Source organism: Neobacillus sp. FSL H8-0543 (genome assembly GCF_038592905.1).
GTDB lineage: Bacteria > Bacillota > Bacilli > Bacillales > Cytobacillaceae > Neobacillus.
This window is the reverse complement of sequence record NZ_CP151943.1, coordinates 3,624,283-3,636,439: the sequence shown is the minus strand read 5'-3', so window position 1 is coordinate 3,636,439 and position 12,157 is coordinate 3,624,283. Positions and strand designations below refer to the sequence as shown.

Sequence of the window (12,157 nt, the reverse complement as noted above, 5' to 3'; positions counted from 1 at the left end):
CTTGTTATACCGTTTGTAAGACCTTAACCGGACGATACACAGATATCACCGAATCGGGGCAAATTTGGCCGCATTTTGCACAGCTGATACAGTTCTCCTGGTCAACTACTGTCGCGGGACGGTACCCTTTTCCATTTAGATAATCTGCCAGGAAGATAACATTAGTCGGACAAACATGAACACATAAGCCGCACGATTTACATATCTCTTCATTAAAAATAACTCTCTTTTCCAAAGCAATCATCTCCTTTTCACTCCCAAGGTACTTTCATGTACCGTTTGATAAACATTACTTCATGGTCCCTTGCAAAATTCTGAGCATCATTTTCTAAATGATTAGAAATTGTCGAGTATTTCAATGGAATTTTAAGCTCTACTGCTAAATTGCTACTTAATTCATAGCCTTTAAGAATATCCTCCATCGTTGTTTCCCTACCGATATTGGTATTATTAATAATTCCTGTAACTTTAAGACGCGCCGCCGCTTCCACCTGCCTAACAGTATACAGTGCCCCCTCAAGGGTGCTAACGTATGGTCGATTAACGTTTAAGACAAATAGCAGTTGAGGGTTATATTCTTTCCACTCGTTATAATATTGTCCTAAGGCAGTTGCACCGTCCTTGTCGCCCCCAGCATCAATAATTACTTTGTAACGATGGTCATGCAATACACGATATATTTCACCCGATACAATTGGTAAGTCTGACGTGGCAAGCTGATTGTTCGGTGAAATTAATTCAATATCTTGTTGTTGAAAGAAGCTTGCTACATCACGAGAGCGAAAGTAGGGATTTATTACATCTAAATCATTAATTGCTACATGATTGTGTATTTTCTTTTCATTAAGTGCTAGATTAATAGCTATTTCCGTTTTCCCGCTTCCAAAATGCCCTGCAAGTATCGTTATCCTATTATTAATTTTCAACGAGATACCTCCCACCTCTTTTATATCTGTGAAAACGCATTCATTTTTTTAAAAAAACACTCTTAAATAAATTATAATGTAAAATTCCCAACTACTGTCTTTATCAATGTCACATGTTTATGACAATGTATAAATTGTTGCGTTTTTCCACTTCTTCGTAAAATATTGATGTCTCAAAAAGATGTAAAATATATGATATTTTTTATCTTTTATATAGTAAAATTAGAATAGTAGGAATTTTTCATTTAAATACATCAGCAAATTGTAGGAGTTGGGAAAATGATTGGTTTAATAGTTATTTTAATTTTGGTCTTATTTTTACCCTTTTCAGTAAAAAAGGTCGAGCACAACCTGGAAATTTTCTTATTTATTATGGGGGTTGCAGCCGCCACGATAAGCGGGATGATGAATCTCGACTTAATCGAAAAGGCATTAGTTGATCCAATTAACATTACACTGGCTGTCTTAATCGCCGGTTTAATTTGTAAATGGGGACAAGTTCAGCTTGAAAAAGGGATATTAACACTAAGCAGAATATTGACTCCGAGGATTTTTTTCGCATTAACAGTCATCCTTTTAGGACTAGCATCAAGCATCATTACCGCAATCATCGCAGCAATCGTGCTAGTCATTATCATCAATGTACTCCCTCTCGATCGAAAATCGGAAATTCGTTTCACCGTTTTGGCTTGTTTCTCTATCGGCCTAGGAGCAGCGCTTACCCCGATTGGTGAGCCCTTGTCCACGATCACGATTAGTAAATTAAATGAGGATTTCTTTTATTTACTGAAATTAATCGGTCCAGAAGTTATACCAGCCGTTGTTATCTTTGGTTTATTAACGTTATTTTTCGTTAAACCGATAGAAAGTTCTACTGGTTTAGAGTCAAATCAAAAAGCAGAAAGTTATAAAGAAATTCTTATTCGATCATTAAAAATTTACTTGTTTGTTATGGGGCTAACTTTCTTAGGCCATGGATTCGAGCCGTTAATTAACGAATATGTTCTTGGATTGCATCCAATGTTATTGTATTGGATCAATATGATTTCAGCTATTTTAGATAATGCTACCCTTGCTGCCGCAGAAATTAGTCCGGCAATGGATTCAGAAACCATTCGTGCCGTACTGCTTGGGCTAATTATTAGCGGCGGAATGCTTATACCTGGGAATATTCCAAATATCATCGCCGCAGGTAAATTAAACATTACTAGTAAAGAATGGGCTAGTTTTGGCGTTCCGATCGGATTGCTAACTATGGTAGTATATTTTGTTGTTTTGTTTATTTTTTAATTTAGATTATGCTCGATAAAAAACGGCTACCACTACAAAAGTGGAGCCGTTTTTTTAATTGATATTATATTTCATAACAGGATTATATACCGTGCAACAATTTCTTCCCTTCTCTTTAGAGTGATACATTGCAATGTCAGCATATTTGATGAGGTTATCCATATCGTTACCGTGCAAGGGACTCACACTTATCCCTATGCTAGGGGAGATAGTAAACTTCTGTCCGTTGATATAAAAGGGAACTTCAAACACCATCTTAACCTTTTCACTTACTACAACTGCATCTTCAAGCGATTCCAATTCGGGCAGTAATAGCACAAATTCATCTCCACCAAATCTTGCAATAATGGTTTTTGGTCCGGCTACTCCTCTTAATCTATTTGCTACAGAAAGTAATAGCTTATCTCCCGCTTCATGCCCAAGACTATCATTAATCACCTTGAAATGATCTAAATCAAGCATTAGCACACCTAACATTGCTTCTGATTTGTGAAATTCTATTTTATTTGTTTGAAGATAAGATTTAATAAACCATCGATTAGGCAATCCCGTTAAGGCATCATGATAAGCCATATGTGTAATTTTCTTCTCTGCTTCTTTTAATTCGGTTATATCTAACCCAAACCCTAGAAGAAATGAATCTTTTGACTCGTCTAACTGTATAATCGTTTTTCCAGTAAGCATATAAACTTCATTCCCTTGAAATTCTGTGATAACTTCATTGGTTTGAAGAGTTTGCTTCTTCCATACCTCAAGGTCAATTTCCCGCTGTTTATCTGCTATATACTCTGGAAAAAAATCAAATACTGTTTTACCCACGAGATCCTCTAATTTCAGCCCGTGTGCCTTACAAGCTTGTTCATTTACAAATATTGTCCTACCATCAGGATCTTCTAAGAAAATATTTATTGGCAATGCATCTAGAACCTTTGAATGTAGTGATTCATTTAAGCGGAGCCTTTCTAAAAGCTCCATTTCTCTCTTTTCCAGCTCTCGGATTCTTATGTGTAATTTTTCCATTTCGTTAACATTTGGGGATTGCAGTTGATCCATAATAAATTCCGCCTTTAAGATGACAATCTTTTTCCACGTAAATATATTTTATACCTGATTTGTTACATGTTTATTAAAATTTCCAACAATTTAATGAAAAATCAACTCAATTAAAACGGACACTTAATGTTCATGAAGTTCACCTATTTATCAATGTTTAACTTTGTTTTATTTTTTATAATGGTAATAGTGCATTTTTACCACCAAAGGAGGATGTGTTTTTAAATGAAAAAATTGCTTTATATAACAGCCAATCCTAAAGGGCTCGAAAAATCCAAGGGTCTTCAAATTGGTGAAGCATTCCTAGAAAGCTTATTAGAGGAATGTCCAGACATAGAGATTAAGAAAATGGATTTATTTTCAATAGATATGGCCCATATGGACCGTGATTTAGTTTCTGCTCGAGGAAAATTAGCAGGTTACGGTTATACCTTAGAACAGCTTTCAGACAGCGAAAGGGAAAAAATAGTCAAAATGCATGCTCTTGCTGATGAATTTGTTCAATATGACAACTATGTATTTGTCTCACCAATGTGGAACTTAAACTCGCCCGCTATTTTAAAAGCTTTTTTAGATAATTTATTTATTTCAGGTAAAACATTTGCCCATACACCTACCGGTCCTAAGGGTCTTTTGACAGGGAAAACAGCCCTGCACATTCAAACACGCGGCGGACAATACACTGGAACTCCGATGGAAGAAATGGAATCAGGAGATCGTTATTTAAAAATTGCCCTTCGCTTCTTAGGAATAGACATGATGGAAACAGTTGTTGCTGAGGGACTTGATTTATACCCACAAAAAGTTCCTGAAATCGTTGCCCAGGCTAAAGAAAATGCAAGAATGGCTGCAAAGGAACTGGCAACCAAAGTGGCACTTAATGTATAAATGTATTCTATAAAATAAAGCCTCCCACTCTAGAGAGGCTTTGTTTTATGATCTTTTATGCAAAGCGATAGTAGAGCAAAAGGAAGGTCGCCATTGTAAAGACAAAATTTAAAAATACAAAAACCATTTGTGATACTTTTAAACGATGCATCCTAATCGGAGGATCGTAAAAGGAAACCCCTTCGATGATAAAAATGATTAATACAACATGGATCATAAAGTGTCCGATAATTTCTGTTGAACCAAATAACATCGTAGTAGAAATAAAAATTAATGTTAATACAAATGCCAATAAGCGATTTAATATCCCTACTATCAATAAATACCCAACGACAAATTCAATAAATGCCGCTAGAACCACAAATGTTCCCTGTGCAAACCCAAAGGTAGGAACTCCATGTTGTTGAAGAATATCTATGCTCATTGCAGGATATACCCATTTTTCTACTGCAACCCAACAAAGCGATAACCCTGTTCCTAAATATAAAAATGGGAACCCCCAATTCTCTAGCCTCGTCTTTCCGATTAATAATACGCCTATTATCGCTAAATAAAATCCATAGTCCAGCATATGAAACAATCCTGAATGAACAAGCTGATAGATAAACAAAAACAATAAAACTAATGCCCCAGCCTTTGTTGCATAATGAACAGGGATTAATAGTAAGATAATTGATACCCACAGTGCGATTTGAACAAGTGAATTAGTAATTGCAAATTCTGGTGCAAAAATGGTACCTGACCAAACCTGAATAATTAATGCAATTGCTGTTCCATATTTTAATATATACCTTGAAAATGTTCGGTATCGATCTAGAAAGCCATCAACTTTTTTGGAAACATTCCACTTATCTATTAAAGGCAACAACTGTGTTAAGACGGCCAATAGTAACGCAATAAACACGGTTAACGTCATAAACATTGGGGACAAAATTTGTTCAATTGTTTCCTTTTCAGGAGTAACCTCGGTAAACCATTTTACATGGGCAGTTGCAATAATTGGTGTACAGAGTATGACAATAATAAGGAAAATGTAAAAGGCTAATGGTTTTTTCATTGGTTCCTCCCGCTAACATATTTCTTTATATGCTTATCGGTAAAGCAACGAATTATTCAATCTTAGTATCTAAACCTGTAATTGCCTATTCCAAAAGATTGTTTTTACTTTTATAATTAATTGTTAGGGTTCAAAAAAGGAATAAACTGAGAAGAAAAGAACAATTGTATGCTAGGAGAACTTATATGTTTGAAGATTTTATTTTCAATGCTTCACTATTAATTGCTTCCATTTATATAATGGGACAGATATTTAAAGATAGACCATTAGAGCATTCCTCATCCATTTCAACAAAACTATACTGGGGACTTTGTTATGGTGCACTTGGTATCGTTTTAATGATTTTTAGTATCAAAATTAACGCTACCGTCATCGCCGATTTACGTCATTTGGCCATTATTATTCCTGCCGCTTTTGGCGGGTTTCTCCCTGCTTTTATTACAGGTCTCATCATTGCAGTAGGACGACTATTATTGCTCGGTATTAGTGAGACATCATTAATAGCAGCTAGCGGTGCACTACTTATCGCTATCGCTTGTGGACACTTTTCAAAGTTTCCGTTTAACACCACCTTGAAGGCGTTTTTCATGAACGTCATTGGGTTAATTATTACTTCCATTATATTATTCATCATCATTAATGATCCTGTCGTCCTTAACGATATATTAATCATTCAATACCCAATATCTTTGATTGGCGGCCTTTTAGCCTATCACTTTTCTGTATTTATCGCTAATTCAAATGAATCCCAAAGACAATTACAATTAAGTCTTATCAAATTAAAGGAAACGGAAGAACGGTTTCGCTTACTTGCAGAATACTCAAGTGACATGATTACAATGCATGGTGAAATGGGTGAATATAAATATATTTCTCCTGCTGTTAAAGAAATATTACAATTTGAATACCAAGACTTATTAGGAAAACGGATCGCAGATTTCATTCATCCAGATGACCTAAAAGGGACAGAGGAAATGTTCGATGTCGCTCTTAGTGAGGGGTTCGCTGATTATACATACCGATATCGTGCGAAGCATGGCGCATACGTTTGGATGGAATCTACCTTTAAAAGTGTGCCTTATCAGGGAGAAAATAGTAAGAGGATTATTAACGTATCAAGAAACATTACCGAGCGAAAAATGACAGAGGAGAAATTACAAAAGGCGAATGAACTTCTTAATCGTCTTTCCTATATGGACGGACTAACTGGGGCAGGAAATAGAAGGTATTTTGACGTGACACTTAATAAGGAATGGGAAAAACTATCTTCTGCAAAATCACCCTTAACATTACTAATGTTTGATATTGATTATTTTAAAAAGTTCAATGATACATATGGGCATCTTGCAGGCGACCATTGTTTAAAAGCGATTGCAGATGCTATCAAAAATCTTAAGTCAACTGGCACAAATTTTAAATTCTGTCGTTATGGCGGTGAGGAATTTGCAATTATTTTACCTTCCACTGACATTAATGAAGGAAAGAATTTTGCAGGAAGGATTCAGGAAACAATTCACTCGCTGGAAATTCCGCATATTGGGTCAGAAATATCCAATACTGTTACCATCAGTATTGGAATAGCGACTATCGTTCCCAACACAGAAATAAATTCCAAAAAGTTAATTCAACTCGCAGATATGGCGCTATATGCCTCTAAAAAAAATGGTAGAAATAGAATATCCATTTCTACCTGACAAAATTACGTCTTATTTCCGAAAAATCAGTAAATTCGGTTGTATCTAGCTTAAATTAACTGTAAAATTTTCCTATGAGCCTTTATTGGACGGTGAAATTAATGGAAATAACGAAACACCTTTTTCTAAATCTTTCCATTTTAATCATATTGCTTCTTTTTTGTTTAATTTGGATAGACCAAAGCAGAAAATTTTCCATATCCAAATCAAGTATAATTATATTTTTTATCCTTTTATTATGGACAAGTATTCACTTTGCTTACATTCCAGTCTCCTTTGCTCGTTATGATTTGCGGATTATTCCTTTAGTAATCGGCGGACTATATTTTGGTATCGGTCCGATTCTTGTATTAGCACTGATTGGTATTAGGAGTTTTTATGGGTTTGACAGTGGTTTTATTGTTTCCCTAGTCATTTATGCGCCGTTAGCCCTTATATTTTTCCAGTTTCATCCCTGGTTTTGGAAGCAAAGCCCGCCCCGCAGAATCCCCATTTCCACTTGTTTTGGAATGATATTAGGGATACTGACAGTTGGAGGAATGGAGGTTATTAGCTATACTCGCACCCATTGGGTGGATGCTTGGTTTGCCTTCCTAGTCCTTCCGCCACTTGGGATTGGGATTATTGCTTACTCGATTGAATTTATTAAAAGAAATGTTAAAATGCGTCTTCAATTAATCAAAGTGGAAAAATTAAAAGCGGTGGAACAAATGGGTGCGGCTATTTCCCATGAGATACGAAACCCGCTTACAGCGGCAAGCGGGTTTGTCCAATTACTTGATGATGATTACCTCCCCAGACATAAACGAAGAGAATATCTTTCCATCGTTAAGGAGGAGCTCCATTCCGCAGAACGGGTCATCCAAGATTATTTGACTTTTGCAAAGCCGTCCTTAGAGAAGATTGAAGAACTCAATGTGAAGAACGAACTAAAGCAAATCCTTAAGATCCTCCAGCCAATGTCCAATCAGAATTCCGTGCAAATCATCACGGACTTTTCCGTTATCGGTTTTATTAAGGGCGACAAACAAAGATTCCGTCAATGTTTTATTAATATTCTCAAAAATGCTGTTGAATCAATGCCCAATGGAGGACATCTATATATAGAAACACAATTTAGTAAGGAATACGTAACCATACTAGTTAAAGACACAGGAGTGGGAATGACTCAAGAACAGATTAGCAGACTCGGAGAACCCTATTATTCAACAAAGGGTTCAAAGGGAACTGGTCTTGGGATGATGGTGGTTTATAGTATCGTCAAAGCAATGGAAGGGACCATTAAGGTGCAGAGCAACAAAGATTCTGGAACAACCTTTTATCTTAAGTTTCCTACAATTACGACTGTAAAGAATCAATAATAATCCGACAGGAGATTGGTCCTGTCGGATTGTTTTATGCATACATCTGATTTTCTTGTTCTTGGAAGAATCCCTTCATTGCATGGAATACATCCGCTTTTTGCTTGAGGATATAATAGCGAAAACGCTCATCTTTAATATTTTTATAGGCTGACATTAACGTGGAATGACGGTTATACTGATTGACCTCACCATATCCGAACATGCTTGATATTTTCATTAACTCCTCAACAAGCTTGACACAGCGGGCATTGTCAGATGTAAGATTATCACCATCAGAAAAGTGGAATGGATAGATGTTGAACTTTCGCGGACTATATTTATCGTCGATAATCTCCAATGCTTTACGGTAGGCAGATGAACAAATCGTTCCGCCACTTTCTCCTTTCGAAAAGAAATCCTCCTCAGTGACTACCTTAGCTTCTGTATGGTGGGCTATAAACTCAATTTCAACTGTTTCATACTTTGTTCGTAGGAATCGTGTCATCCAGAAGAAAAAGCTGCGGGCCATATATTTTTCCCAAATCCCCATACTTCCGCTTGTATCCATCATTGCAATAACAACTGCCTTTGAATCTGGTTTAACGATTTCATTCCATGTCTTAAACTTCCAATCTTCCTTATAAATAGGGTGGAAGGAAGGTTTCCCGTGCATGGCATTTCTTTTGAAGGCCGCCATCATCGTTCGTTTTTTATCAATATTCCCCATTAATCCCGTCTTGCGAATATCATTGAATTCAATATTTTCAACTAGATGTTCTTCTTGCTCTTTTCTTTTTAAATTTGGAAGTTCTAATTGTTTAAATAATGCTTCTTCGAGTTCCATCATGGACACTTCAGCCTCAAAGTAATCTTCACCAGCCTGATCTCCTGCACCCTGCCCTTTTCCAGGCCCTTTTTGTCCATTTGATCCGTCACGTGCCACTACGTCACCTACTTGGCTCTCACCGTCACCTTGGCCCACGTGTTTGTTTTTGTCATAATTATAACGAATTTTATATTCGTCCAATGAACGAATTGGTATTTTTACCACATCTCGACCATTAGACATAATAATACTTTCTTCTGTAATTAAGTCTGGAAGATTGTTGCGAATCGCCTCCTGGACTTTTTCCTGATGGCGTTGCTGGTCATCGTGGCCTTTACGGTGGAGGGACCAATCTTCTTTTGAAATCATATATTGATGTTTATTGGCAGTCAATGTAAACCCCTCCTTATTCAATTTTTGATTTTTGATGCACATTTTATTTCTTACAACATACAATAACCGGAAACATTAAAATTTCATTATAATTGTTGATTACTTTATCCTATGCAGAAGCCGCAAATAATTTACAAAAAATTTCGTCAATTATGCTTTTGTCATTAAAAATGGACGAGTATTACTCATTTATAAATTACTTAAGTGAAGGCTTTGTTAAACATAATTGTTGATTTTTCTAACCCTGTTGATGGGAGCGGAAGGCACGAAGGACTCCTCGAAAATGCTATCGCATTTCCTTCGTGCGGTGTAAATTCTAGGAAGCTTATTCAATGTCCTGCGGGAAAAGCAAGTCACGGGAGACCCCGCAGGAGCGAAGCGACGAGGAGGCTCCCGGACTGCCCGCGGAAAGCGAAGTGCCTGGAGCTCCCATCAACATATAAGTGAAAAAAATAGACTGGCAGATTCCTTCCGCCAGTCCCAATAACTATCTGTTTAATAAACTACCAACATAACGTAACAAATCATTTGCAGATGTTGAATTATACCCATGTTCATCAACTAATCGAGCGACAACATTATTAATTTTCTTTAACTGCTGCTCATCTGGTGTTTTCGAAGAAGTAGTAATTTTAACAACATCCTTAAGATCGGCAAATAACTTCTTTTGGATTGCTTCACGAAGACGGTCATGAGAGTTATAATCAAAACGCTTGCCTTTTCTCGCAAAAGCAGAGATTCTAATTAATACTTCTTCCCTAAATGCCTTTTTCGCATTTTCTGAGATACCAATCTGTTCCTCTATAGAACGCATTAGCTTTTCATCCGGGTTTATTTCCTCACCAGTCAATGGATCACGGAGCTTTGATTTGTTGCAATAAGCTTCTACATTATCCAAATAATTATCCATTAACGTTTTTGCTGACTCCTCATAGGAATAGACAAATGCTTTTTGTACTTCCTTTTTCGCGATATTATCGTATTCCTTGCGTGCTAAAGAAATATAATTCATATAACGGTCGCGGAGTTCCGCAGTAATGGACGGATGCTGATCAAGACCGTCTTTTAAGGACCTTAGTACATCTAGAGCATTAATCGCTGGTATTTCTTTACGGATGATTGTCGAAGAGATTCGGTTAATGACATAACGCGGATCAATCCCGCTCATTCCTTCATCCTGGTATTCCTTTTTCATTTCATTCACATCCGCAGTATTATAGCCCTCAACGTTTTCCCCATCATAAAGTCGCATCTTCTTCAGTAGATCAATATCACCCTTTTTCGGCTCCTTTAAGCGGGTTAGAATGGTAAACATTGCTGCTACTTTCAATGTATGCGGTGCAATGTGAACATCGGATACATCACTTTCATTAATCATTTTTTCGTAAATTTTTTCTTCTTGAGACACTTGTAAATTATATGGAATCGGCATGACAATAATCCGCGAATGGAGTGCTTCATTCTTTTTATTGGAAATAAAGGAACGGTATTCTGTTTCGTTCGTGTGAGCTACAATGAGTTCATCCGCACTTATTAACGCAAATCGTCCTGCCTTAAAATTTCCTTCTTGAGTTAATGAGAGCAAATGCCATAAAAATTTCTCATCGCATTTCAACATCTCTTGAAACTCCATCATTCCGCGGTTTGCTTTATTCAGTTCCCCGTCAAAACGGTATGCCCTGGGATCTGATTCTGAACCAAACTCAGCTATTGTTGAAAAATCAATACTTCCTGTTAAATCGGCAATATCCTGTGATTTCGGATCCGATGGGCTGAAGGTTCCAATTCCTGTTCGTTTATCTTCGGAGAAAAAGATTCTTTCAACGAGTACATCTTCAATCCTACCGCCATATTCTTCTTCAAGACGCATCATATTTAGCGGTGACAGATTTCCTTCAATCCGAATTCCATACTCTGCCTGAAAATCAGGTCGTAAATGATGAGGGATTAAGTGCAGCGGATCTTCATGCATGGGGCAGCCTTTTATCGCAAATACGGAACCTCTCTCAGTATGAGAATATTGCTCAAGCCCTCTTTTTAGCATGGTAACAAGTGTAGACTTACCGCCACTTACTGGACCCATTAACAGCAGGATTCTCTTTCTTACATCGAGCCTTTTGGCAGCAGGATGAAAATACTCTTCCACTAGTCTTTCGAGTGATTCCTCTAACCCATATAATTGATTGCTAAAGAAATTGTAACTTTTAGCCCCTTTTACCTCTTCAATACCTGCATCTTTGATCATATTATAAACCCGTGAATGTGCTGATTGAGCTACCCATGGCTTTTCCTTCAACAACCGTAAATAATCTCCAAATGACCCTTCCCAGCGTAGCTTTTCTTCTTCTTCTCGAAACATCTCAATTTTTTTTAGAATATCCATAAGGCCCTCCCCCTGTAGCGTTGTCAGAGACGATTAATATAATCTATGCACCTGACCTATTGAACATGCGTAACAAGGGAGGATTCCTCTCTATCTTTTTTTGTTTTAGCAACGGTAATAATATGCTTTTCATTTTTTAAAGTTAGGCTATAATAAAGTTATATATGACTTTAAATATGCAAAAAAGTTGAAAAAAGGGGGCTTTACATAAACATGGGACTAACACTAATACTTTTAGTAATGGTAGCATTTTTAGCAGCAATCTTCACTGCTGGGTATAATGATAAGCCAGGTACGAAATAAA

The 12,157-nt window shown here is 36.8% G+C and carries 10 protein-coding genes; 4 read left to right on the top strand and 6 right to left on the bottom strand.

Going from position 1 to position 12,157, the window contains the following annotated elements:
• Window positions 1-4 precede the first annotated feature (4 nt).
• Both NSS81_RS18130 and NSS81_RS18125 read right to left on the bottom strand, forming a co-directional pair.
• Window positions 5-235: a 4Fe-4S binding protein gene (locus NSS81_RS18130; protein ID WP_342430045.1), complete on the bottom strand. Its 231-nt coding sequence runs from the start codon at window positions 233-235 to the stop codon at window positions 5-7.
• A gap of 16 nt (window positions 236-251) precedes the next feature.
• Window positions 252-926, bottom strand: a complete 675-nt coding sequence (locus NSS81_RS18125; protein ID WP_342430044.1) for a hypothetical protein — start codon at window positions 924-926, stop codon at window positions 252-254.
• A 279-nt stretch (window positions 927-1,205) separates the two neighbouring features.
• Here NSS81_RS18125 and NSS81_RS18120 point away from each other — a divergent pair, with 279 nt between their 5' ends.
• A complete protein-coding gene (locus NSS81_RS18120) occupies window positions 1,206-2,216 on the top strand; it encodes a DUF1646 family protein (protein WP_342430043.1) in 1,011 nt (336 codons plus the stop codon).
• Between the two features lie 54 nt (window positions 2,217-2,270).
• Here the strand turns inward: NSS81_RS18120 and NSS81_RS18115 are convergent, their stop codons facing one another.
• The gene (locus NSS81_RS18115) at window positions 2,271-3,269 is read right to left on the bottom strand and encodes a diguanylate cyclase (RefSeq protein ID WP_342430042.1); all 999 of its coding nucleotides are present in this window, start codon (window positions 3,267-3,269) and stop codon (window positions 2,271-2,273) included.
• Between the two features lie 225 nt (window positions 3,270-3,494).
• On the opposite strand from NSS81_RS18115, the gene NSS81_RS18110 reads away from it, so the two are divergent.
• Entirely contained in the window at window positions 3,495-4,157 is a 663-nt protein-coding gene (locus NSS81_RS18110) for an NAD(P)H-dependent oxidoreductase (protein ID WP_342430041.1), read from the top strand.
• Window positions 4,158-4,212: 55 nt separating this feature from the next.
• Here the strand turns inward: NSS81_RS18110 and NSS81_RS18105 are convergent, their stop codons facing one another.
• Entirely contained in the window at window positions 4,213-5,214 is a 1,002-nt protein-coding gene (locus NSS81_RS18105; RefSeq protein WP_342430040.1) for a DoxX family membrane protein, read from the bottom strand.
• Between the two features lie 185 nt (window positions 5,215-5,399).
• On the opposite strand from NSS81_RS18105, the gene NSS81_RS18100 reads away from it, so the two are divergent.
• Both NSS81_RS18100 and NSS81_RS18095 read left to right on the top strand, forming a co-directional pair.
• Window positions 5,400-6,908, top strand: a complete 1,509-nt coding sequence (locus NSS81_RS18100; protein ID WP_342430039.1) for a diguanylate cyclase — start codon at window positions 5,400-5,402, stop codon at window positions 6,906-6,908.
• A 101-nt stretch (window positions 6,909-7,009) separates the two neighbouring features.
• Window positions 7,010-8,269 (top strand): HAMP domain-containing sensor histidine kinase, encoded by a 1,260-nt coding sequence (locus NSS81_RS18095; RefSeq protein ID WP_342430038.1) that lies wholly within the window; start codon window positions 7,010-7,012, stop codon window positions 8,267-8,269.
• Window positions 8,270-8,303: 34 nt separating this feature from the next.
• Here the strand turns inward: NSS81_RS18095 and yhbH are convergent, their stop codons facing one another.
• Window positions 8,304-9,446: a sporulation protein YhbH gene (yhbH, locus tag NSS81_RS18090; protein ID WP_342434067.1), complete on the bottom strand. Its 1,143-nt coding sequence runs from the start codon at window positions 9,444-9,446 to the stop codon at window positions 8,304-8,306.
• Between the two features lie 511 nt (window positions 9,447-9,957).
• Entirely contained in the window at window positions 9,958-11,853 is a 1,896-nt protein-coding gene (locus NSS81_RS18085; protein WP_342430037.1) for a PrkA family serine protein kinase, read from the bottom strand.
• Between the last annotated feature and the right edge of the window lie 304 nt (window positions 11,854-12,157).

Coding starts and splice junctions, on each gene's coding strand:
- yhbH (WP_342434067.1), bottom strand. CDS start 9,446: ATGATTTCAAAAGAAGATTGGTCCCTCCACCGTAAAGGCCACGATGAC.
- NSS81_RS18120 (WP_342430043.1), top strand. CDS start 1,206: ATGATTGGTTTAATAGTTATTTTAATTTTGGTCTTATTTTTACCCTTT.
- NSS81_RS18095 (WP_342430038.1), top strand. CDS start 7,010: ATGGAAATAACGAAACACCTTTTTCTAAATCTTTCCATTTTAATCATA.
- NSS81_RS18110 (WP_342430041.1), top strand. CDS start 3,495: ATGAAAAAATTGCTTTATATAACAGCCAATCCTAAAGGGCTCGAAAAA.
- NSS81_RS18085 (WP_342430037.1), bottom strand. CDS start 11,853: ATGGATATTCTAAAAAAAATTGAGATGTTTCGAGAAGAAGAAGAAAAG.
- NSS81_RS18100 (WP_342430039.1), top strand. CDS start 5,400: ATGTTTGAAGATTTTATTTTCAATGCTTCACTATTAATTGCTTCCATT.
- NSS81_RS18105 (WP_342430040.1), bottom strand. CDS start 5,214: ATGAAAAAACCATTAGCCTTTTACATTTTCCTTATTATTGTCATACTC.
- NSS81_RS18115 (WP_342430042.1), bottom strand. CDS start 3,269: ATGGATCAACTGCAATCCCCAAATGTTAACGAAATGGAAAAATTACAC.